The sequence below is a fragment of the Halobacillus sp. ABH2_015 genome, assembly GCF_056158945.1.
Genome location: NZ_JBSWUG010000002.1, coordinates 445,104 through 466,875 on the forward strand (window position 1 = coordinate 445,104; position 21,772 = coordinate 466,875).

Below are 21,772 nucleotides of genomic sequence, written 5' to 3' on the forward strand. Positions count from 1 at the left end.
TAACATGTTAAACCTGTGGTATAATGTGGATAAAATTGAATAGAGAAAGGCAAACTTATCGAAAGATAAGGGCGCAAAGACATGGGTCGTAGTTCCTCACAGGAGCCGACTGCCAGTCTGCAATGCCACAGCCGCTCTCTGAATAATCAGGAGGCGTATTATGGGTATACTCACAAAAATGAAACGGAGTTTTCTTGTTGTTTTAGCCGCTGGTCTTGTACTTTCCCCTCTATCTACTTCTGCACAATCTTCTCATCCACTTTCCAATGTGCAGTCCTATAAAATTTATTATGATTCTCCGACCGAAGCAGTCTTGAATAAGATGCAGGCGTATGATGCTGTCATGATTGAACCGGTGTTCTATACTAAAAGCCAGATTGAAACGATTCAGCAGTCCGGGACATTGGTGTATGGGTATATCAACACCATGGAAGCTGATAACTGGAATACGGCGTTGATCAGTCAGCTTGAAGAGTCCGACTTTTTCCACCGGGACGGTGAGCGTGTCTATTATCCGGAATGGGATTCTTATCTGACCGATATCACCTCTGATCATTATCAGCAGGTGCTGCTGGCTGAGATTGAGAAGCAGGTGGCTGATAAGGGTTTGGACGGTGTCTTTTTAGATACTGTCGGCAATATCGATAACGAACACTGCGGATCCGATGTACTGGATGACCAGCGTGCGGGCATGGCCGTCTTCCTGCAGGAAATCCGGCGTCAGTACCCTTCCTTGTCCCTTATTCAAAACTGGGGGTTCGGCACGTTGTCGACCACAACGTATCCTTATGTAGACGGCATTATGTGGGAGAATTACAATTACTCCTCGGTTGCGAAAGATCAATGGTCCCTGGACCGCATGCGGGATTTGAAGCAGCTTCGTCAGGAAACAGGTTTGGAAATACTGACCGTCTCCTTCTCTCAGAAGTCGAAAAGTCAGAGGCTGGCAGAAAGTCACGGGTTCATCCATTATCATGAATCCAGCCATTATAATGCTTGGTAATTATTATACAAAAATTTTCTTGAAAAATGGGCTGAATGGCGTAAAAATGTCGAAAAATGAACAGATCGAGGACTTTTATAAGGGAGCCTAAAGGAGGGCTCCTTTCCTTTTATAGTAGACATATCCTTAATTTTCCTGTACATTCCAAGGTAAGAGATTGATAGAGGAGGAGAGGCAATGATCTTAGTTACAGGCGGGGCCGGATACATAGGCAGCCACATCTGTCTTGAATTATTGGAGAGGGACCATGAGGTTATCGTTCTGGACAACTTATCGAACAGCCACCCCGAATCCCTGCTGCGTGTGCAGGAACTGACAGGGAAGACGTTGACGTTTGTAGAAGGGGATCTGCGGGATCAGGACCTTTTACGAGAGGTTTTCAAGGACTTCGATATTACAGCTGTCATTCATCTGGCAGGACTGAAGGCGGTCGGTGAATCGGTTTCTATGCCGCTGACGTACTATCATAACAACATTACGGGGACGTTGATGCTGTGTGAAGTGATGAAGGAATTTGATGTTAAACAGCTGATCTTTTCGTCATCCGCCACCGTGTATGGCACCCCTGACTCTCTTCCTCTTACGGAGAGTGCATCGGTTGGGGCCACAAATCCTTATGGCCGTACGAAGCTGATGCTTGAGGAAATTCTTCAGGATTTATATGTCTCTGATGAATCGTGGAGTATATCTGTTCTCCGCTACTTTAATCCGATCGGGTCGCACCCGAGTGGCCGCATAGGTGAGGATCCTTCAGGGATTCCGAACAACCTGATGCCTTATATTACAAAGGTGGCTGTCGGTCATTTCCCTGAATTGAAGGTGTTTGGTGACGATTACCCGACGGTTGACGGGACAGGAGTAAGAGATTACATTCACGTCGTGGACCTTGCGAGAGGACACGTGCATGCGTTGGAAAAGACAGCAGGCGAAACTGGAATCGAAACGTATAATCTTGGAACAGGTGAAGGATACAGTGTTCTTCAGCTCGTGAAGGCTTTCGAAAAAGCTTCCGGCCGTAAAGTTCCCTATGCCATAGAGGGGCGCCGCTCCGGAGATATTGCAGAGTGCTTCGCAGACCCGGCCAAAGCTCATTTGAAGCTGGGCTGGCAGGCAGAGAAGACGATTGATGATATGTGTGTGGACTCCTGGAACTGGCGGAAGCAGAATCCAGAAGGCTATACGGGAGAGAAGAATGCCTCCAAGCGGGAGCTTGTCGGACAAGAATAAAAAAGGGAGTGGACGTCACCGTCCACTCCCTTTGGCTGTAGAAAAAGCCTGTGTTAACCAGTTCGAGTTATCCATTTGTCGTGTGAAAGGTCACATTCCGCTTATCGGTGGATGAATGCCGCGGGCACGCCCTCCACTGACTTGGTCAGGAAGACCGCCTGCCCAAGTGGATCTTCGGCCCGTGCTGTTCCCGCAGGCATCACCACCGAACGCTCCTCGTGCCGACGTTGGAATATAGAGGAGAGAGATTGTGCACGAAGCAGGTTCGCAGATTTAAAAGCACGGCATGGGCTGCGCTGTTGCCGCCTGCGTGGAAAACAAAAAGGGAAAGCACAGGCGCTGATGACGACTGCCTGCCGGAATATGAAAAAGATTGTCCTGCATCCAGCTGTGCTGGGTGAAGAGTCTTTTTCGATGTTAAAGAATCCCCAAGGAGTGGCGCCCCTTCCACTCCTGCGGAAAGGGAAGGGGCTTTCGCTCCTGGCGGTAAAAAAGAAAAAAGCTTGTAAAGAAACAGGGGTTTCTTTACAAGCTGAGGAGTGGACATGCGTGTCCACTCCTTTTTTTCAGGAGGATTCGTTTCCGAAGGCCTCCGGCAGCATTTTAAATCCGTCAATTTCTGCATCTTCTTCAATTTCAATCATGATGCATCGTTTCCCTTTGTAGTTGACCTGTCTGACAAACTCCAGGTCCTGGGGACTGATGGAGATGTTGGCCACTTTCGTGTTGATTTTGATGGATTTCGTCTTGTATTTAGGAACGATACTGCTGGCTTTCAGCTCGTATCCTTCGTTGTCTGTGATCATTTGAAAGGCGTGTTTCACTTTTTCGCCTTCGACCTGCTCGCCGCTTTGGTTTAATACCCGTTCCACGTCCCGGTAATCAAGCTTTGGCGGGGTATCATCCTCATTTTCCTCGACCACTTTATTGATTTCCCCATATACATTGGCGAGGGTGGATGGACTCAGTTGATCCCCGACGACACCGCGGATGACTTCCTCAAATACGGCTTTGTCTTCTTTTGCTGTCATAATCTCTTCGCCGTTTAAGACATCCTCGATAAACCAGTAGTCCGGTTCGTTGGCTTTGCCGGCGGCGTACAGCACGTGGTTGACATCAGAGGTTCCTTCGGTAATGCTCGGGAACATGAATCCCGTCAGCGGGTGCTTCAAGTCAATAACCGGATCGACCTGGATATTGTACTTGAATTCTTTTTCAACATAGTCGAACTGGATTTCCTTTTTCGGCTCTTCCGTCTGGTTGACGCTGCAGAGAATAAACGGGTTGGAGTACACGGCATCGCGGTCACTTTCTTCTGATTCTTCACTGCGTCGTCTCGTCGGTTTTAAGTATTCGGCCCGTATGAAAGTGATGACGACATCTTTTTCATACGGATGGTCCTTGATCATTTTTTCCGTCATGGCGAGCATTTCCTGTTTCCAGTCTTCTACGTTCCGGCTCAAGAGTCCGCGGTGCAGAATGAACTGGCTGGAATTCTCTTCCTCCTGATTGAACTTCAGTTCGAACAGCTTTTCATCGAGCTGTCCTGTGAGCACTTTTTTGAAGTTGGTCATAAAAAGCTCCTGCTGGTCGCGGTCCAGCATTTCAAACGGCTGGCTTTGATGATGATAGATGTCTGTTGATTCCTTCATAATATAGACGTTGAATATATTCGATATCTTCATCAGATCATTGTCGACCTTCAATTGTTTCCGGATTCCGGCTATGTCTTTTTTATCCATCAATCCCACTCCTACCTCTATGATTCTTTCATTTTATCATAGCTTGGAAGTGCGGCGTTTCACCGTTTTTTTATGGTGAATTCTTCTTTAAGCAGGAAGCCGGCTTGAGGGAAATCGAGACCGGTTTTCCAGCCGCCGACACCCTGGATATCATATTTTTTCACGAGTCTGTATTTGGCCAGTATGGACCGGGCGTCCTCGAACCACACTTCATGAATGTCGCCCTGAGGATCGGTGTAGGAAAACCACGGACTTTGTTTTTCAAAATCATAATGGATCGGACGTTGGTGCTCCATCGCTGTATCGACAGCTCGCTGCTGGGAATAGGCTTGGACATCTTCAGGATCTTCTGTATTCCAGTCATAGGCGTACATGGCGATTCCTAAGAAAATTTTCTCTTTCGGCATGGCTGTTCCTGCATAGTTCATAACAGCATCCACCTTCTTGATCGGTGCAATGGCGCCGGGCGGCCCACCCATCCAGTGCCAGTTGTACGTCATAAGAAAAACGAAGTCGACGGCCCCGCCGATGGTGTTGTAATCATAGGCTTTGTGGTGGGCAGGGGTGTAGGCGCCGGTCATCGGCGGCAGGGCGGCTCCGACTTCTCCTCCTATTCTATGAATCCGGGTGGAAAGCTGCTGGATGAATGTATTGAAAGAAGCCCTGTCCTTTTCGTGCAGACTTTCAAAGTCGATCACCACCCCTTTGTACTGCTTTTCGTCCACGAGGCCGGCGATATTTTCAATCAACGCTTTTCGTTTCTTCTCATTAGACAGCAGACGGTGGGCCAAATCCGGATCGAAGCCTTCTTTAGTTAAATTAGTGATGGTGGCATGAGGGATCAGGCCTTTTTTCCATGTGCGCGATATGGAGTCTTCACCGTTCAGTCGGCTGAGTTCTCCACTCTCGTCCGGCCGGTATTCGAACAGGCCGAGGGCAGATAAATACTCCCCATAATAGTCAATGGACTGTTGATTTTTTACTGGGGTGCCGGGAATGAAAAATGCTCCAGCGGTAATCGGCTGTTTCCGACTTTGCGGGATATGGAGTTTCTGCCCGGGCGTGATGACGCTTCCGCTGATGCTGTTTCGTTTTTTTAAAGCATGGATGGACGTCTGATGAATCCGGGCAATCTTCCAAAGTGTATCCCCTGTCGTTACGTTGTACGCATTCCCAGGTATGATCACGGACTGCCCGGGCATGATCTGCGAACCGTCCGTTATGCCGTTTATCGTTTTCAAACGGTCTGGCGTTGTTTCATACTGTGCAGCGATTTTCCATAAGCTGTCCCCGGGCTTCACTGTGTAGAGGACGCTTGCAGAGACAGGTGCTGTGGAAAGGGAGAAAAAAATAATGATGGTAAGTAGACCTGTACGTTTCATAATAACCTCCAACTATAGAAAGAGGATTCCCCTGAAAAAGGGAAATCCTCTACATTCATTTAGTTATCTTGTTTTGCTTTTTTGGATTTGCGGGCTTTTTTCGCTTCTTTCTGATGAGCTTCATTCGCAGCAGCACTGCCGAACTCCTCAGAAAACTCTACATCGGCCTGTTTTGGAGCAAACCCTTTTTGGTTTTTCTGCTCTGCTTGGTTTTTCTTTGTTTTCTTCGCCATCGTTCTCCACCTCCTTGTCCCTGATAGTATGTTTCTTCTTCGGTCATCTCATGTAAAAAGAGGGAAGAAAATCATCTGGAATCGATTGGGTGAAGGAGGTATAATGGAACAACAATGATGATGGAAAATGTAGATGGAAAAGGGGCGCGGGCCTTTTTCCATCTATTTTTTCTTTCCTGAACAGAAAGGGACGAACATATGGATTTCTTCACAAACATGGAACAACACACGGGAGTAAAACTGAACGATGTCCAGAAGCAGGCGGTTCTTCACACAGACGGCCCACTGCTCCTGCTGGCATCACCGGGATCCGGGAAGACGACGACACTGAATATGAAAATCGGCTACCTGCTTCTTGAGAAAAAGGTGAAGCCGGAGCGGATCATGGCGATTACTTTCAGTAAAGCATCGGCCCGGGACATGTCCGATCGTTTTGACCGGTTTTTTTCTTCCCTCACGAATGAAAAGGTGCACTTCTCAACGATTCACAGCTTCGCCTTTCAAGTGGTCCGGGAGACGCTGCATAAAAGAGGAGAATCCTTCCAGCTTATCGAGGGGAATGTCAGTGATGAAGAACTGAAAAAGGGTTTCCATGGACCGGATGTACCGCTCCACAAAAAGTTTATTTTGAAAAGGATTTATGAGGATATCCATCAGAAACAGATGTCCGAGGATGAGATGGATGAACTGATGACTTACATCAGCTTCGTGAAAAACCGGATGCTGGCAGGGAAAGAGCTGGAGAAGGTTTCGTGTCAGGTGAAGCGGGCGGCTGATATGTATAAAGAGTACGAGCGGTTTAAAAAACAGCAGGTTTCTGATCGGCTTCTGCTCGATTTTGACGATATGCTCACGTACGCCCATCAGTTTCTTTTAGAAGATGCAGAACTGCTGGGCCGTTATCAGAGCCGCTTTGAATATGTGCTGACCGATGAAAGTCAGGATAACAGTGTGGTCCAGCATGAAATCGTGGAGCTTCTGGCGCGTCCACACAACAACTTATGTGTCGTGGCGGATGATGATCAGTCGATTTTCATGTGGCGGGGATCCGACGTAACGAAGCTGCTTCAATTCGAGAAGGTTTATGAGGATGCTGCCGTGATGACGATGTCGCAGAACTACCGGTCATCGAAGGAAATTGTGGAAGCGTCCAATCAGTTTATTAAACGCAACAAAAACCGCTATCCGAAGCAGATGTTTACGGAAAATCCGTCCAACGCCCCCATCCAGATGCAGACATTCAGCAATTATGACCAGCAGCTGACCTATGTCGCGGAAGCTGTGAAAGCAGCCTCCCCGGGGGAGGAAACGGCTGTTTTATACCGGAATAATTCATCAGCGGTTCCACTGGCAGACAAGCTTGATAAGGCCGGTATCGATTTTTATATGAAGGATATTGATGCCAAGTTTTTCAAGCACTGGATCGTTGAAGATATATTGAACTTCATGCGCTTCAGCTATAATGATCAGCGGGTGGATATCCTGGAGCGGATTCATACGAAATTCAACGGCTATATCACGAAAAAGCAGATCGCTTTTTTGAAAAGAACACACCTCTTAACCTCTATTTTTGATGTGTTGAGAGAAGAGGATATCCCTTCGTATCAAGACAAAAATCTCGCTCAGGCGAAAAAGAGGTTCCATGAAATGAACACCATGGAGCCCGGCAAGGCCATTCGTATGATCCGGGATAAGCTCGGTTATGACAAGGCGGTCACGAAAATGTGTGAGAACTTCGGCTTCAATGCGGAGCATCTATTCGGCATTCTGGACACCCTTGAGGAAATTGCCCACGGTCTCGGTTCATTAAAGGGCTTTGCAGACAGATTGAAACACCTTGAACAGCTGATTCAGACGTCGAAGTACAACAAAAATAAAGCTCCCCTGACTCTGACGACCTTCCACAGTGCTAAAGGGCTGGAATACGACAATGTCTATATGATCGACCTTATTAACGGGGTGGTGCCCTCCAAGGATGACATGGAGCGGTATCGAAGTGAAGACCGCGCGCCGATGGAGGAAGCGGTCCGGTTGTTTTATGTCGGCATGACGCGGGCACGCTCTCATCTTGAACTCCTTTCCTACAACTATAAAGGCAGTGAGCGGGTTACAGAGTCCATTTTTCTTATGAATGTCCGCCGCATTATCCAGCCGGAAGTGGAGAAGAAGAAAAAGGCTCCGGTCCGTCCGGCTGTCGACTTATCAGATGAATCGCTGCTAAAGGAAGGGGAGATGGAGCTTGGGTTGAAGGTGTCCCACCGGAAATTCGGAGCGGGCATCATTTCCGAATATGGCGGGGATCAGATCGGAATCCAGTTTGAGGAGCATGGATATAAGGAGCTGCTGCTGGCGTTCTGTCTGGAAAACGGATTGTTGAAAAAAGCGTAGAGACCGGCGGTTCCGGAGATCCAGAAGGCCGATCTCCTCTTGCCTGCATAATAATTATTCAAAAAAACTGCCGGGGATGATCCCAGCGGTCTGAAGAGGATACCCGTCAAAGGGTATCCTCTTTTTTGAAATTTCTTCACAATCCATTCAATCCTAAGAAAAGTGGACCGATAGTCATGAGCAGGGATACAACCGTAAGGGTGATCAAGGCACCGCGTGGAAGCTTCCGTCTTTCTTTTCCTTTGTACCATCCACTGAATTGAAGGTAATTCCTATATATAATAAATAAAAAGACCCATACGCCGGCTGCTCCAACCACTCTGTATGGATCATGAACGTCGACAGCTTCGTAAAGCGGTCCAAGCACGGTAGACCAGAGTACTGCTCCAATGAATGGAAGCAGCAGGAGAATACGGAGAAGTTCAAGGAGCATCCATGCTGTTGGTTTCACAGAGATCCCTCCTTTTTTATGACAGTGTAGTCTATTTTGAAGATGTTGGAAAGAGTCAAGCGGCCCGTCCGGGTTAATGGGGGGATCGCGTTCCGGAAAGCTGAATGACAGAGGGGATGGGAGGAAAACAAGGTGGATTCTCGGCAATCAGCTGTGTCATAAACGGGCGATCGCTGCGGATGTAGACAAGGAGAATGATATTTAAATAGCAGAAGCTCATCCGCGGGCGGCTATAATAAGCAGACGGAAGAGAAAAAGCAGGCGCTCAGTAAAAAGCAGGCGCTCAGTAAAAAGCGTCATTCTTGAAAAACAGCTCCAGGACGGACACTTTCATACGGAATAAACGTACAGGGGGACTGTGCGTTTTATTTTTTATTGACAATGATAATCGTTATCAATTATGATATAGGTGTGAATCAGGAAGGGAGAGAAGACAATGCAGGAATGCTTATTTGTTGTCAAATCCTTTACGTACGAAAAAGGAAGTCGTCAATGCTCGTGTCATCAAACAATCCGGTTTGATAAGGGAGATCGTTTACATATTGTTCAAAATCCATACGCTGTGGCCAACCGTGGCTGGTATGTGCTCGTGCGGAAAAATGAGGAGGGCGCTTTTCCAATGTCCGCCCAGTTTGTCCAGGACCTTTATGACCGCCGTGCAGTTTCTACGAAAATGGATATCCAGCTTGCTCTCAACTATCACACGTATAAAATCAATCAGGCGTTGGAATGGAAAGATGAGGAGAGTTTCCGGACACATGCACGTCTCCACGCCCGGCTTTCCGGTTACCTTGAAGACAGCCTCGTAAAGGGTGTGTAACCTATGGCACGCATTTTCATTGGCTTTGCCAGCATGTCCGGGAATACGGAGGAAATGGCGGACTTGATCAAGGAGCGTCTCGAAGGAGATCATGACATCCACTTGGAAGAAATAGAAGAAATCGAGCCCGATTTTCTCGCCGGTTTCGATGCGGTCCTTTTAGGATCCTATACGTGGAATGATGGAGATCTGCCTTATGAAGTGGAAGATTTCTACGAAGACCTGGAAGACATCGATCTGACGGGTAAAGGTATTGCAGTATTCGGATCAGGGGATACCTCCTACCCGCAGTTCTGTGAAGCAGTGAACCTTTTTGAAGACAGGTTAACGGCTGTCGGTGGAGAGCGGATGTCGGAAGGATGGAAAGTAGATATGCATCCCGATAAGGAAGAAGACTTGACACGTCTGCAGGTTTTTACAGACGAAATCATCGAACATCTGGGACGATTAATACAATTGAAATAAATTTTTCAACAGTGGCTTTTTACAGGGGAGCGTTTACATGCGCGCCCCCGTAGGGAGCCTCTTTTTTATGGGTTGGATTGGAAAAATAATGGCAGTACTTTTTTATTTCTCAAGCGGTTTTCCTGTGCTATACTCCCTCAATGTGGCTTTTATAAACCATAAATTGTTTGATAATTCAAAGGATTACGTAGAAAAGGAGTATCATCATGATTTTCACACAAGCCCTTATCCAAGAGCCTATGGCGGTCTTCGCCTATTTAATAGCTATCGTCGGCATTGTTTTCATGTTAGCGACAGTTGACTATGCACCACTGAAAAAATTCTTCGGCTATCTGCCGCCGTTGATCTGGATGTATTTTCTTCCGATGTTGTCGACGACATTCGGCATCATCCCGCAGAGTTCTGACCTTTACAGCTTTTTAAGTACTTATATGCTTCCGGCAGGTCTGCTGCTTCTAATGATCAGTACGAACGTTCCGGCCACTTTGAAACTCGGCGGAAAAGCGGTCCTCGTTTTCCTGGCAGGAACTCTCGGAGTCGTCGTCGGCGGCCCGGTTGCTTTCGCCCTGTTCCAAGGTGTGCTTCCTGATGAAGCCTGGCGCGGAGTCGGAGCGCTTGCCGGAAGCTGGATCGGTGGTACCGGAAACATGGGTGCCATGATAGAAGCCTTCAAGACCCCGGATGATATTTTAAGTCCGATTATTCTGACCGATACACTCGTTGGAATCGGCTGGATGGGTGTCATGATCTCCCTGGCCAACTTCCAGGATCGATTCAATAAGTGGAACAAGGCAGATAACTCTACAATTAAAAAAATCAACGAAGATATTGCTACCGACGTGGCACGCAACGCTAAACCGCTGGAGCTGCCACAGTTGTTTGCGATTCTGGCGGTCGGTTTTGCCGGTTCATACTTGATCCGTTTGTTTGCTGATTTGTCATTCATCCCGAAATCTGATGTGATGAGCACATCGACTTGGACATTCCTGCTTGTTACCGCTGTTGGTATCCTGCTTTCCTTTACGAAGGTGAGGAAGCTTGAATACTATGGTGCCAGCAAAATTGGGTATATGGGAATTTATCTGTTCCTTACCGGAATAGGGGCTCAAGCGAATCTTGCAGATATTGTTCAAGCTCCTGAATTTCTCTTAATGGGAATGGTGTGGCTTTCTATTCACATACTCTTTATCTTCACTGCTGCCCGTCTGCTTCGTGCTCCATTGTTCTTCGTCGCTGTCGGATCACAGGGGAATATTGGCGGGACAAGTTCTGCGCCGATTGTAGCGTCCGTATTCCAGCCGGCTCTTGCGCCAGTCGGCCTTCTCATGGGGATTCTCGGAAACGTCGTCGGCATGTACGCCGCTCTCCTATGCGGCCAGCTCGCCCGGATGATTGCCGGGGGCTAAATAAAAGACCCGCCTCATCTGCATTTGCAGGAGAGGCGGGTTTTTATTATAGAAGAGACAGTAGGTTTGGACTGGATATAGAAAAGAGAGGCATGAGATTGGTGAACGTCGATACAAAATAAAGAAGCTGCCTAATGGCAGCTTCTTTTCGTTAAGCAGACTTTTGATCTTGTTCTTCTTCGGAGTCCGATCCAGCCGCTTCATTAAATTCTTCTCTGAACGACTTGAGCAGACTGACGATCATCAACAGCAGTATAATGGTTAACGGGAAACCGCTGATGATCGCTGCGGCCTGTAGACCATCAAGTCCTCCAGCCCCCATTAAGATCATGGCGATCGCTGTCAGGATAATACCCCAGCTCAATTTCATAAAGAATGGAGGGTTCAAGCTTCCGCGGGACGTCTGCATTGCAAGGACGAATGTGGCGGAGTCCCCGGATGTGATGAAGAACGTCATGATCAGTATAACGGCTACAAAGGAAAGCAGACCGCTGAATGGAAGCTGGTCAAAGACATAGAACAAGGAAGATTCCATGGACTGACCGGCTACGTTGACGCCTTCCACAAAGTCGAAGTAGATGCCGGCTCCACCGAACACGCCGAACCAAAGGGTACAGACAAGAGCAGGGGCAATAACAACCGCCACAATAAATTCACGTACAGTACGTCCTTTGGATACACGGGCAATGAAGGAACTCACAAATGGCGTCCAGGAAATCCACCAGGCCCAGTAGAAAATCGTCCAGTCTTTTACCCACTGGTTGTTTTCTGCATCAAACGGGCTGAAGCGCATCCCCATCTGAACGAAGTTCTGCATATAGTTTCCAAGGGTTGTGGAATACGTTTCCAATACAAATCCCGTAGGTCCGAGCAGCAGGAAAGCTGCAAATAATACGACAGTCAGAATCAAGTTGATGTTACTGATGTATTTGATGCCTTTAGAAAGGCCGGAAGCTGCTGAGTAGATAAACAGCACGGCTGTTATTCCCATAATGATAAGCTGGACGCCGTAGTTGTTCGGCACGCCCCATAGATACGCAAGGCCGCTGTTGATCTGCTGGGCACCTACGCCAAGTGAGATGGCGACACCAAAGATGGTAGCGAAAACAGCGATGATATCGACGATATAACCGGCGACACCGTTCATGCGGTTACCGAAGAGTGGCGTAAGGGTAGCACTCATCAGACCCGGCTTATCTTTTTTAAATTTAAAGTAGGCAAGCACGAGGGATACAATCGCATAAATGACCCAGGCGTGCAGGCCGTAATGCAGATAGCTGATTTCAAGACCGAGTTTAGCTGATTCGATCGTCTGTGCATCTCCCACGGGCGGGTTGGCATAGTGGGTGACCGGTTCTGTCAATCCGTAGAACAGCAGGGTAATTCCCATACCTGCACTGAACAGCATCGCAAACCAGGTCGGAGTAGTATACTCGGGTTTATCATCTTTTTTACCAAGTTTGATTTTCCCGTATTTACTGAAGGCAATGATGAAGGCAATAATGAGCATGAAGGTGACGGCGAATTGATAGAACCAGCCAAAACGGTCAAGGATTCCATTCCGAATCGTCATCATCGTATTTAATAGGTGATCAGGGAAAATCGCTCCCCAGCTTACAAACACAATTCCTATTGCTAAAGCAATCCAATACATGGGTGAAAGTTTATTCACGTTATTCCTCCTGAAATGTTTATCTCGTTCGTATAGTTCGTTCAGAAAAAACTTTATAAAAAGTGCATAAACAGAATTATATACGACGCTGAACATAAAATCCAGAAGTTCTAAAAAAGAAGAAATATTCGTAATATTAAAACTCCCTGCCTCAAGGCAGGGAGTTTTAGGAGATTCAGCTGGTGCTTCCCCGTAGATCATTTTCGATTTCTTCAAGGCTTCGTCCTTTCGTTTCCGGTACATACGTATAAACGAATAGGAACGCGAGTATACCGATGACTGCGAATAGAACGAATACCCACGCGGTTCCGATAGCGCCGAGTAGAATCGGGAAGAAGAGGGAGACGACCAGGTTGGCGGCGGACAGCAGCAGTGTCGTAAAGCCTGTGGCAGCCCCTCTCGCTTTAGTCGGAAACAACTCCGGCAGCATGACCCAGACGACAGGTCCCCATGTAGCGGAGAAGAAGATGATGAACAAGCCAAGAAAAACGACTGTCAGCCAGGCAACAGCTGTGGTAAGTTCGGCTGTAAATAAGATGGCAGCCAGAACCGCAAGACTTGTGACCATCCCGGCGTTCCCGATCAGCAGCAGCTTTTTCCTTCCGAGTTTATCGATCGTTGCAATAGCCACGAGTGTCATCAGTACGTTCAGTACTCCAATCCCAACGGTTCCAAGAATGGAAGCAGAATCGGCCAGTCCTGCTTCTGTAAAGATGGTAGGAGCATAATAGATGACCGCATTTATCCCGATCAGCTGCTGGAATATAGCAATTCCGCTTCCGACAAGAAGCATGGGGCGGACCCATTTAGCTTTCAGGACATCCCAGGTGCCTTCTTTTTCCGCTTCGATTTTCTTCATCTGTTCCATTTCTTTCTCAATTTCTTTCTCGTCTCTTGTCAATCCCATCACTTTGCGCGCTTCTTTCTCCCGATTCTGTTTAAGGAGCCATTTCGGACTTTCCGGCATAAACATGACGCCTACAGCAAGAACGACGGCAGGAACCGCAGCAAGACCGAGCATCCAGCGCCAGCCTTCAACAGGTGCGAACGCATAGTTCACAAGATAGGCAAGGACAATCCCGATGGTAATCATTAACTGGTTCAATGACCCCAGCGCACCACGAGAATCCGTCGGCGCCATTTCCGATAGATAAACCGGTACAATGGCCGTTGACCCGCCGACTGCCAGTCCCAGGATGACCCGTCCTGTGACGAGCATGGGAACGTTCGGTGCAAATGCAAGGACAAAAGACCCGGCTATGTAGATCAAAGCGATCGTAAACACCACTTTTCTTCGTCCGAACCGGTCGGAAACGTAGCCGCTCAAACCTGCACCAACAATAGCCCCGACGAGGAGAGAACTGACGACAAGCCCTTCCAGGAAGTCTGTCAGTGGGATATCATCACTGATGAATAAGAGGGCTCCGGAAATGACACCGGTATCATACCCATATAATAATCCGCCAAGGGCACCGAAAAAGAAAATCCACCCTTTGCTTATTGAACGATTCATAACATGACCACCTTTTTTTAATCTGCTAAATGGGTTCTACCACGAAATCCTTTGTTAAAAACAACAACGCCTTCCTGATTTTTCATGATACCGATTTCATATTCCTCTGGTATGGGGATTTTGGATCAGTGAAAAATATTGATGCTTTTCTTCTGACAACAGTGGATAGAGGTGGGTTTCGTCTTTTCAACAGGTTGCAGGATGAAAAACGGGATTTAGCTCAGACTAAAACAAAAGCACGTGGATACAGAAGTTTTTAGTGCAATCCAAATTGGAGGAGTCAGTATGGCGGACAATTCTCAACTTTCTTCTGCCGAAATCGGGACGTTATGGATGACCTACCAGCAAAAGACCATGATTCTCAGGATGCTGGACTATTTTATAGAAAAAGCGGATGACCGGGAAGCGGAAAAGATTATGGTCCATCTGCAGAAGGACATTGAACCCTATGCGGAGAAGATAGAAAAAATATTTGAAAAGCATGGCCTTGAAGTGCCGGTTGGATTTACGAAGGACGATGTGACAAAAGAGGTTCCAAAACTCTACGATAATGGTTTTGATATCATGTTCGTCCGGCTTGTGAAAGAAATCAGTATGGGGATGCATACGCTGAACCTGACGATGTCTTATCAGAAGGATATTATTGAAATGTATCGTGAACTAACCTACCTTACACAAAGATATTATGAAAAGTGCACCCAGTATCTGCTTAAAAAAGGACTTCTTCCACATGCTCCTTATGTCTCCATCCAAAAGCCGGTGGAGCATGTACACGATAAGGACTACCTGAAATTGTTCAAGCCGATCCAAGGGAGACGAGCGTTGAATACAGTGGAAATGACCCATATCCATCACGCAATTGAGTCCAATATCATCGGTATGCAGATGATTTACGGTTTTTCACAGGTGGCCAAAGAACCTGAAACGAGAAAATATTTCCATGAAGGCGGAAATCTGGCTAAAGGGATTGTAAAGCAGCTGACCACAATCATGTTTGAAAATGACACGCCTGCTCCGATGACCTCGGGCGGCAATGTCACCCAGTCTCATCTCTCTCCATTTTCAGATAAAATGATGCTGTATTGTGTCAGTCTGTTCTGCAGCTTCTCATTAGGAGGGAATTCGCTGGGAACAGCTTTCAGTCTCCGGAATGACCTGCCGGCGAAACTTTCCTTATTTATGAAGGATATTTTTGAATATGCCCATAAAGGGGCAAAATTGATGATTAAACACGGATGGATGGAAGAGCCTCCCCAGACAGAAAAACATTAATCATCTTCCTGATTGAATAAAGAGACTTTTTAACGGGAAGGTACATGGTAGTCTGAATGGGAGGGTGTAAACCATGAACAAAATGAACCGAGGAATAGTTACAGCACTGTCAGCAATCGGAATCGCACAGGCATTGAAAATTGTCACCCATAAACGAGTGCATGGGGTGTGGGACGTGAAACAGGTGGCGACCACCGGCGGAATGCCAAGCTCCCATTCTGCAGGTGTAGCCGCGCTTGCCTCCTATATTGCAGCGAATAAAGGGTCTCGTCATACAGAAACCGCCCTGGCTGTTATTTTTGGTGTCATCGTGATGTATGATGCACAGGGCATCCGCAGACATACGGGAGAAATCGCCCAGCTGGTCAACGACCTTGAAGATAACGTCGCTCAAATATCCGGTGATTTTCCCAGCCTTGAATTTGTAGAGCGTGAAAAAGAATTGAAAGAACTGCTTGGACATCAGCCTGTTGAAGTCCTGGGAGGAGCCCTTTTAGGTATTGCGCTCGGTTATGCTTCCGCACGCGTGGAAGGATAAGCGTCACCCTCATGTAAGGAGGTGGAGCTTATGGGAAAAACAGCAGGTCGGCGTTCAAGGACGAACGTGGATGAAGTGAAGCGCTTGAATGCGTTGTCCGGCTTTTCGTACAACCAGGTCAAAGCACAGCTGGCAAAAAAACAGAAGTCATAAATAATGGGAAGACCCGGCATATAGCCGGGTTTTTCATGTTTAGGAACATCGGAAAATGGAGAGATGAAAAAAAAGGGGGGATCCTATGTCCATCAATCAAACGATTCTGCTGTTATTGATCGGTTATCTTATCTTCACCCTGGACAAAAAGCAGGAAAACCTTCCTGTTCCCATGATCCTGGTGTTTATTGGGGTCGGTTTGTCGTTTCTTCCCTACTTTTCAACCATTGAGGTAACAGAGCATCTGATTTATCATGTATTTCTTCCCGCTCTGTTATTTGTATCTGCGTACCGCTTCCCTCCGGAGGGATTCAAAAGAAACAGCCCGTTGATTATCTTTCTGGCTTCCATCGGCATCATAGGAACTGTGGGTATTCTGGGGGCTGCGATTTATGCGGTGACCGGTCCATTCCTTTCCCTGTCCCTGACAGGGGCGATGTTGATGGCGGCTGTTCTGACTCCGACAGACCCGGTTTCTGTCGTGTCGATCTTGAAGAACTCGACGAGTGATGACAAGATGGCGGATGTTGTGGAAGGAGAGTCCCTTTTAAATGACGGAACCAGCATTGTCATTTTTTCTGTTCTGATGGGGATGTATACAGGGAAGTCCGATGTCTCCCTGCTGTCCTTTTTTGGTGAGTTCGTACTCGTTTCCTTCGGGGGGATCGCTCTCGGAGTGGCCTTTGGCAGGTTGATCAGTAAAGGGGTCCATTACACGCACAACCGTGAATACCAGGTTATGCTGAGCATCGTCCTGGCCTACGGGATTTTTAACCTGGCTGAATATCTCGAAGTTTCCGGTGTGCTTGCAGTCGTATCCGCTGGTCTGATGCTGTCTTTTGAATACGGAAGAACGATTAAGGAAGAGCACTTTAAAGAAACCCTTGACGGTTTCTGGGGAGTTGTAGAAACGTCGGCCCTTTCTTTATTGTTCCTGTTGATTGGGATTGAAGCCGCAGGGTATCTCGTTTCGACGCTTTGGGGACTGGCCGCTGTCGTTTTTCTTCTGTCCATAGTCGTCCGGTTCATCGTCATTGCCGGTTCTACGCAGCTGTTCCCCAACTGGCGGAGGAAAATCAGCTGGCGCGAGTCTGCGCTTTTGACATGGGCTGGTTTAAAGGGAACGATGTCCATTTTTCTCATTTTATCATTTGAAGCCGGAGTGGGCGGAGGAGGTGCCTTTACAGCGCTTGCCTTCGCTGTTGTGATCATCTCGCTTATCCTTCAGAGCGCAGGTGTTGCACCGATTTCAAAAAAACTATTGAAAGCATAAACAGAGCGGGGTCCCATGAGGATCCCGCTCTGTTTATGCTTTAGGAACAAGACTGTATGCTGGTTAATTTACGGCATTTGGAAAAGGATAAAAGAAAGAGTTCAATCGATTGACATCGACATATCATCTGAATTATGATACCTAAGTCATTAAAACTTATAAATTTACTTGGTATTACGGAGGGAAAATAAAATGAAAAAATTAACATGGTTATTATCGATCGGTTTTCTTGCCCTTGTTCTGGCTGCCTGCGGAACAAGTGGGGAGGAAAGCCAAAATACATCGGAAGGGGGAGAATCCTCTGAAACAGAAGGGAACGGAGAGGAAAACCTTCTGAAAGAAATCCAGGATAATGGGGAACTCGTCATTGGAACAGAAGGAACCTATCGTCCGTATACGTTCCATGATGATAATGATGAATTGACCGGTTTTGATGTAGAAATCGCCAGGGAAGTCGCAGACCGTCTCGGAGTAGAAGCGGTATTCAATGAGACGAAATGGGATTCCATGTTTGCTGGCCTGAATGCGGGACGTTTTGATATGGTAGCCAACCAAGTCGGAATCAGGGAAGATCGTCAGGAGAAGTATGATTTCTCCAATCCTTACATCCAGACATCAGCGGTCGTGGTGACCAACGAAGCCAATGACTCCATTCAATCCTTTGAAGATTTGGAAGGCGTCAATACAGCTCAGTCTCTGACGAGTAACTACCGTGATATCGCAGAAGCCAACAACGCAGAAATTACAGGGGTGGAAGGCTTTAACGAATCCATGCAGATGATTGCGAGCAACCGCATTGAAGCAACAGTCAATGACCGTCTGTCTGTTCTGGACTATATGCAGCAGCGCCCGGAGGCTCCGGTGAAAATTGCCGCTCGTGCGGATGAAGCTTCTGAAAGCGGTCTGTTGTTCAGAAAAGGAAATGAGGAACTTGTGGAAGCTGTCAATGAAGCCTTAAAAGAAATGAAGGAAGACGGCACATACCTCGAAATTTCCGAGAAGTGGTTTGGTGAAGATGTATCTAAGTAATCTATTCACCAACCCTGACATGCAGGAAAAATACCTGGACATTTTTACAAGCTCTTTTCTCCCTTTGGTGAAAGGGGCTTTATATTATACAATTCCTTTGACGCTGATCACATTCGCTATTGGGATCGTGCTCGCTGTCATCACAGCATTGATGCGTTTGTCGAACGTGAAGTTTTTCCGGGGCGTGGCCCGCGCTTATGTTTCCATCATTCGCGGCACCCCGCTTCTCGTGCAGTTATTCATAATCTTTTTCGGTCTACCATCTCTTGGCGTGACCATCAGTCCTTTTTATTCAGCGATTATCGGTTTCTCCCTGAACATGGGGGCGTATAACTCTGAAATTATTAGAGCAGCTATTCTATCCATCCCGAAAGGACAGTGGGAAGCCTCCGAGTCTATCGGGATGACAACCGCACAGGCGTTGAAGCGTGTCATTCTGCCTCAGGCGACAAGGGTGTCCATCCCACCGCTTTCCAACTCGTTTATCAGTCTGATCAAGGATACGTCGCTCGCTTCAACCATTACGTACACGGAAATGTTCCGGAAATCTCAGGAAATTGCTGCTCAAAATTACGAATTTCTACTCGTTTATTCCGAAGCAGCCCTCATCTACTGGATGATCTGTGTGGCTCTGTCGTTTGTTCAGGACCGGGTTGAAAATCGAATGGAAAGATATGTCGCAAAGTAGGAGGCTGATACAATGATAAAAGTAAATCAACTGAATAAATATTTCGGTGACCTTCATGTGCTGAAAGACATTGATATGAACGTGAACCGCGGGGAAGTGGTCGTTGTTATCGGACCTTCAGGGTCAGGGAAGACGACGCTGCTTCGTTCATTGAACATATTGGAGACCCCGGAATCCGGTGAAATCACCATTGGGGAACGCTCCCTTGATTTCAGCCGTCCCCAGAAGAAAAAGCAGCTGGTGGAATTCAGGAAGCAGACCGGAATGGTGTTCCAAAACCATAATCTTTTCCCTCATTTAACCGCTGTCCAGAATGTGATGGAAGGCCCTGTAACGGTTCAGAAGACGCCTAAAACAGAAGCGAAGAAAAAAGCGGCTGATATTTTGAACAAGGTGGGATTGGGGGACAAACTGGATGTGTATCCCCACCAGCTTTCCGGAGGGCAGCAGCAGCGTGTCGGCATCGCCCGCGCTCTGGCGACAGGTGTAGAGGTCATCTTGTTTGATGAGCCGACATCTGCTCTTGACCCTGAACTTGTGGCGGACGTTCTTGACGTCATGAAGGAACTGGCGGAAGAAGGGATGACGATGGTCGTCGTCACCCACGAAATGAAGTTCGCCGAAGAAGTAGCGGACCGCGTTATTTTCATGGATCAAGGAACCATTGTGGAAGAGGGGACCCCGGATGAGGTGTTCCATTCTACCAAGGAACCCAGGACCCAGCAGTTTCTTCAGCGGATCGGGCAATAAACAGGAACCCGGCTTTTTGAGTAGAGCTGCAGGCTGTCGAGAAAATTCTCGGCAGTCTTTTTTGATGGATCCTGTAAAATGGACGTACCGCTGCCCTGTTCAATCCTCATTTGGTCAAGTCACAGGATTTGTCCGCCTCCTGCCGCGGCACCAAAGGAGCGTGACTATCCACATGAAAGATCTTAAGCATCAAGGGAAGAATTATGTTAGGGTTAACGATAACACTACTATGAATGAAGGAGATTCAATGACACAGACAGGATGGAACTTAAAGCACAGCTATCAACTGCTTCCGGAACATTTTTATGCCAAAGTGGAACCGACACCAGTCAAAAATCCGGCCTGCGTCGTTTTTAACGATGATCTGGCCGCAGAACTCGGCCTCCCGGATGATTCCAAACAACACCCGGAACTATGGAGTGGAAATGAGCTTCCAGACGGAGCTGACCCGATTGCCCAGGCCTATGCCGGTCACCAATTCGGTCAATTTACGATGCTTGGGGACGGCCGGGCCGTCCTTCTTGGTGAACAGGTCACGAATAAGGGAAGACGATTGGATATCCAATTGAAGGGAGCCGGACGCACCCCGTTTTCAAGACGTGGCGATGGTCGTGCAGGACTCGCCCCGATGCTGCGGGAATACATGATCAGTGAATCCATGTATGGACTCGGTATTCCGACGAATCGGACTCTGGCTGTTACGACAACCGGAGAACATATCCAAAGGGAAATTGAAATTCCAGGAGCGGTTTTAACCCGCGTCTCCAGCAGCCACCTACGCGTGGGCACGTTCCAATATGCCGCCGGCCTTGGTGATGTGGACGCCCTTCGACTGTTGGCCGATTACGCCATCCAGCGCCACTATCCTGAAGTGGCAGGAGAAGAAAACAGGTATGCCGCTTTTTATGAGAAGGTCGTGGAAAGACAGGCGTCGCTGATTGCCCAATGGCAGCTGACAGGCTTCATCCACGGGGTGATGAATACCGATAACATGGCGATCAGCGGGGAGACATTTGATTACGGACCTTGTGCCTTTATGGACGTGTATCACCCGGAAACAGTATTCAGTTCCATCGATACTCAGGGACGGTATGCCTATCAAAACCAGCCGCCTATCGCTCAGTGGAACCTTGCCCGTCTGGCTGAAGCCTTGATACCGATTCTTGATGACGAAGAAGAAGCCGCTGTCGAAACGGCTCAGGAAATCCTCAGCCGCTATGGCTCCTATTTCCAAACACACTGGGTCAACGGGATGAGGGATAAGCTCGGATTCTTAAGTGAGGAAAGCCAGGATCGAGCCTTGATGGATGATCTTCTGGATATCATGAAAAAGCAGGAAGCGGACTATACGAACACCTTCAGAGCGTTGACGCTTGATCGACCGGAAGAGCTGCCGATGTATCATTCCGTCGCTTTTTCAAGCTGGTATGATCAATGGAAAAAACGTCTCGAACGACAGGAGCAGCCGCTGCACCTCGCTTTTGAAACAATGAAGAAGGCCAATCCTGCCATCATTCCCAGGAACCATAGAGTAGAAGAGGCGTTGGAAGCAGTCATTCAAGAGGATGACTATTCGGTGATGCATCAGCTGATGGAACAACTGAAAAACCCTTACGCCTATTCCGATGCGCAGGAGGAGTACGCCCAGCCTCCAGAGCCGTCGGATCAGCCGTACCGCACGTATTGCGGCACATAAAGAAAACCGGTCTCTTCTTTGAGACCGGTTTTTTAATGGATGTACGTTCCTGCCCCTCTCTGCATAAGATA

General features: G+C 47.7%; 20 protein-coding genes and 1 riboswitch. Of the genes, 14 read left to right on the forward strand and 6 right to left on the reverse strand.

Annotation, left to right across the window (positions count from 1 at the left end; genetic code table 11):
- Positions 1-38: 38 nt before the first annotated feature.
- A riboswitch (cyclic di-GMP riboswitch) is annotated at positions 39-125 on the forward strand.
- A 35-nt stretch (positions 126-160) separates the two neighbouring features.
- Together ACXAD6_RS02200 and galE are read left to right on the forward strand one after the other, a co-directional pair.
- Positions 161-1,003, forward strand: coding sequence for a glycoside hydrolase family 191 protein (locus tag ACXAD6_RS02200; RefSeq protein ID WP_474967444.1), 843 nt, complete (start codon positions 161-163; stop codon positions 1,001-1,003).
- A gap of 177 nt (positions 1,004-1,180) precedes the next feature.
- Complete coding sequence (gene galE, locus ACXAD6_RS02205; RefSeq protein WP_474967445.1) at positions 1,181-2,230, forward strand: UDP-glucose 4-epimerase GalE; 1,050 nt, start codon at positions 1,181-1,183, stop codon at positions 2,228-2,230.
- A gap of 566 nt (positions 2,231-2,796) precedes the next feature.
- On the opposite strand, the gene ACXAD6_RS02210 is transcribed toward galE, so the two are convergent.
- The 3 genes from ACXAD6_RS02210 to ACXAD6_RS02220 are packed head-to-tail and all read right to left on the reverse strand — an operon-like array spanning position 2,797 to position 5,587.
- Positions 2,797-3,972 (reverse strand): DUF4317 domain-containing protein, encoded by a 1,176-nt coding sequence (locus tag ACXAD6_RS02210; RefSeq protein WP_474967446.1) that lies wholly within the window; start codon positions 3,970-3,972, stop codon positions 2,797-2,799.
- 59 nt (positions 3,973-4,031) lie between these two features.
- Entirely contained in the window at positions 4,032-5,354 is a 1,323-nt protein-coding gene (locus ACXAD6_RS02215) for a glycoside hydrolase family 18 protein (protein WP_474967447.1), read from the reverse strand.
- A gap of 59 nt (positions 5,355-5,413) precedes the next feature.
- Entirely contained in the window at positions 5,414-5,587 is a 174-nt protein-coding gene (locus ACXAD6_RS02220) for a hypothetical protein (RefSeq protein WP_202409778.1), read from the reverse strand.
- A 216-nt stretch (positions 5,588-5,803) separates the two neighbouring features.
- Between ACXAD6_RS02220 and ACXAD6_RS02225 the strand changes: the two genes are divergently transcribed.
- Positions 5,804-7,975 carry an ATP-dependent helicase gene (locus tag ACXAD6_RS02225; RefSeq protein ID WP_474967448.1) on the forward strand — a complete coding sequence of 724 codons (2,172 nt, stop codon included), beginning with the start codon at positions 5,804-5,806 and terminating at the stop codon, positions 7,973-7,975.
- A gap of 136 nt (positions 7,976-8,111) precedes the next feature.
- Here the strand turns inward: ACXAD6_RS02225 and ACXAD6_RS02230 are convergent, their stop codons facing one another.
- Positions 8,112-8,426 carry a hypothetical protein gene (locus ACXAD6_RS02230; RefSeq protein WP_474967449.1) on the reverse strand — a complete coding sequence of 105 codons (315 nt, stop codon included), beginning with the start codon at positions 8,424-8,426 and terminating at the stop codon, positions 8,112-8,114.
- A 436-nt stretch (positions 8,427-8,862) separates the two neighbouring features.
- On the opposite strand from ACXAD6_RS02230, the gene ACXAD6_RS02235 reads away from it, so the two are divergent.
- The 3 genes from ACXAD6_RS02235 to ACXAD6_RS02245 all read left to right on the forward strand — a co-directional run bounded on the left by ACXAD6_RS02235 (position 8,863) and on the right by ACXAD6_RS02245 (position 11,117).
- The gene (locus ACXAD6_RS02235) at positions 8,863-9,246 is read left to right on the forward strand and encodes a hypothetical protein (RefSeq protein WP_474967450.1); all 384 of its coding nucleotides are present in this window, start codon (positions 8,863-8,865) and stop codon (positions 9,244-9,246) included.
- A gap of 3 nt (positions 9,247-9,249) precedes the next feature.
- Complete coding sequence (locus ACXAD6_RS02240) at positions 9,250-9,711, forward strand: flavodoxin (RefSeq protein WP_474967451.1); 462 nt, start codon at positions 9,250-9,252, stop codon at positions 9,709-9,711.
- A gap of 206 nt (positions 9,712-9,917) precedes the next feature.
- Positions 9,918-11,117, forward strand: a complete 1,200-nt coding sequence (locus ACXAD6_RS02245) for a DUF819 family protein (RefSeq protein ID WP_474967452.1) — start codon at positions 9,918-9,920, stop codon at positions 11,115-11,117.
- A 151-nt stretch (positions 11,118-11,268) separates the two neighbouring features.
- Here ACXAD6_RS02245 and ACXAD6_RS02250 read toward each other — a convergent pair whose 3' ends face one another.
- Both ACXAD6_RS02250 and ACXAD6_RS02255 read right to left on the reverse strand, forming a co-directional pair.
- Entirely contained in the window at positions 11,269-12,789 is a 1,521-nt protein-coding gene (locus tag ACXAD6_RS02250; RefSeq protein ID WP_474967453.1) for a BCCT family transporter, read from the reverse strand.
- A gap of 175 nt (positions 12,790-12,964) precedes the next feature.
- Complete coding sequence (locus ACXAD6_RS02255) at positions 12,965-14,302, reverse strand: sugar porter family MFS transporter (protein ID WP_474967454.1); 1,338 nt, start codon at positions 14,300-14,302, stop codon at positions 12,965-12,967.
- A gap of 285 nt (positions 14,303-14,587) precedes the next feature.
- Here ACXAD6_RS02255 and ACXAD6_RS02260 point away from each other — a divergent pair, with 285 nt between their 5' ends.
- From ACXAD6_RS02260 to ACXAD6_RS02295, 8 genes are all read left to right on the forward strand, one after another.
- The gene (locus ACXAD6_RS02260; RefSeq protein WP_474967455.1) at positions 14,588-15,574 is read left to right on the forward strand and encodes a DUF3231 family protein; all 987 of its coding nucleotides are present in this window, start codon (positions 14,588-14,590) and stop codon (positions 15,572-15,574) included.
- Between the two features lie 73 nt (positions 15,575-15,647).
- Positions 15,648-16,112 (forward strand): divergent PAP2 family protein, encoded by a 465-nt coding sequence (locus tag ACXAD6_RS02265; RefSeq protein ID WP_027955785.1) that lies wholly within the window; start codon positions 15,648-15,650, stop codon positions 16,110-16,112.
- 30 nt (positions 16,113-16,142) lie between these two features.
- Positions 16,143-16,265: a hypothetical protein gene (locus tag ACXAD6_RS02270; protein WP_474967456.1), complete on the forward strand. Its 123-nt coding sequence runs from the start codon at positions 16,143-16,145 to the stop codon at positions 16,263-16,265.
- A gap of 85 nt (positions 16,266-16,350) precedes the next feature.
- A complete protein-coding gene (locus ACXAD6_RS02275) occupies positions 16,351-17,538 on the forward strand; it encodes a cation:proton antiporter (RefSeq protein ID WP_474967457.1) in 1,188 nt (395 codons plus the stop codon).
- Positions 17,539-17,730: 192 nt separating this feature from the next.
- Positions 17,731-18,567, forward strand: coding sequence for an amino acid ABC transporter substrate-binding protein (locus ACXAD6_RS02280; protein ID WP_474967458.1), 837 nt, complete (start codon positions 17,731-17,733; stop codon positions 18,565-18,567).
- The gene (locus ACXAD6_RS02285) at positions 18,554-19,255 is read left to right on the forward strand and encodes an amino acid ABC transporter permease (RefSeq protein ID WP_027955788.1); all 702 of its coding nucleotides are present in this window, start codon (positions 18,554-18,556) and stop codon (positions 19,253-19,255) included. Before ACXAD6_RS02280 ends, ACXAD6_RS02285 begins: the two co-directional genes overlap by 14 nt.
- Before the next feature lie 12 nt (positions 19,256-19,267).
- Complete coding sequence (locus tag ACXAD6_RS02290; RefSeq protein WP_027955789.1) at positions 19,268-20,005, forward strand: amino acid ABC transporter ATP-binding protein; 738 nt, start codon at positions 19,268-19,270, stop codon at positions 20,003-20,005.
- 247 nt (positions 20,006-20,252) lie between these two features.
- The gene (locus tag ACXAD6_RS02295; protein WP_474967459.1) at positions 20,253-21,701 is read left to right on the forward strand and encodes a protein adenylyltransferase SelO; all 1,449 of its coding nucleotides are present in this window, start codon (positions 20,253-20,255) and stop codon (positions 21,699-21,701) included.
- Positions 21,702-21,772: the final 71 nt, after the last annotated feature.

Coding starts and splice junctions, on each gene's coding strand:
- ACXAD6_RS02200 (WP_474967444.1), top strand. CDS start 161: ATGGGTATACTCACAAAAATGAAACGGAGTTTTCTTGTTGTTTTAGCC.
- galE (WP_474967445.1), top strand. CDS start 1,181: ATGATCTTAGTTACAGGCGGGGCCGGATACATAGGCAGCCACATCTGT.
- ACXAD6_RS02210 (WP_474967446.1), bottom strand. CDS start 3,972: ATGGATAAAAAAGACATAGCCGGAATCCGGAAACAATTGAAGGTCGAC.
- ACXAD6_RS02215 (WP_474967447.1), bottom strand. CDS start 5,354: ATGAAACGTACAGGTCTACTTACCATCATTATTTTTTTCTCCCTTTCC.
- ACXAD6_RS02220 (WP_202409778.1), bottom strand. CDS start 5,587: ATGGCGAAGAAAACAAAGAAAAACCAAGCAGAGCAGAAAAACCAAAAA.
- ACXAD6_RS02225 (WP_474967448.1), top strand. CDS start 5,804: ATGGAACAACACACGGGAGTAAAACTGAACGATGTCCAGAAGCAGGCG.
- ACXAD6_RS02235 (WP_474967450.1), top strand. CDS start 8,863: ATGCAGGAATGCTTATTTGTTGTCAAATCCTTTACGTACGAAAAAGGA.
- ACXAD6_RS02240 (WP_474967451.1), top strand. CDS start 9,250: ATGGCACGCATTTTCATTGGCTTTGCCAGCATGTCCGGGAATACGGAG.
- ACXAD6_RS02245 (WP_474967452.1), top strand. CDS start 9,918: ATGATTTTCACACAAGCCCTTATCCAAGAGCCTATGGCGGTCTTCGCC.
- ACXAD6_RS02255 (WP_474967454.1), bottom strand. CDS start 14,302: ATGAATCGTTCAATAAGCAAAGGGTGGATTTTCTTTTTCGGTGCCCTT.
- ACXAD6_RS02260 (WP_474967455.1), top strand. CDS start 14,588: ATGGCGGACAATTCTCAACTTTCTTCTGCCGAAATCGGGACGTTATGG.
- ACXAD6_RS02265 (WP_027955785.1), top strand. CDS start 15,648: ATGAACAAAATGAACCGAGGAATAGTTACAGCACTGTCAGCAATCGGA.
- ACXAD6_RS02270 (WP_474967456.1), top strand. CDS start 16,143: ATGGGAAAAACAGCAGGTCGGCGTTCAAGGACGAACGTGGATGAAGTG.
- ACXAD6_RS02275 (WP_474967457.1), top strand. CDS start 16,351: ATGTCCATCAATCAAACGATTCTGCTGTTATTGATCGGTTATCTTATC.
- ACXAD6_RS02280 (WP_474967458.1), top strand. CDS start 17,731: ATGAAAAAATTAACATGGTTATTATCGATCGGTTTTCTTGCCCTTGTT.
- ACXAD6_RS02285 (WP_027955788.1), top strand. CDS start 18,554: ATGTATCTAAGTAATCTATTCACCAACCCTGACATGCAGGAAAAATAC.
- ACXAD6_RS02290 (WP_027955789.1), top strand. CDS start 19,268: ATGATAAAAGTAAATCAACTGAATAAATATTTCGGTGACCTTCATGTG.
- ACXAD6_RS02295 (WP_474967459.1), top strand. CDS start 20,253: ATGACACAGACAGGATGGAACTTAAAGCACAGCTATCAACTGCTTCCG.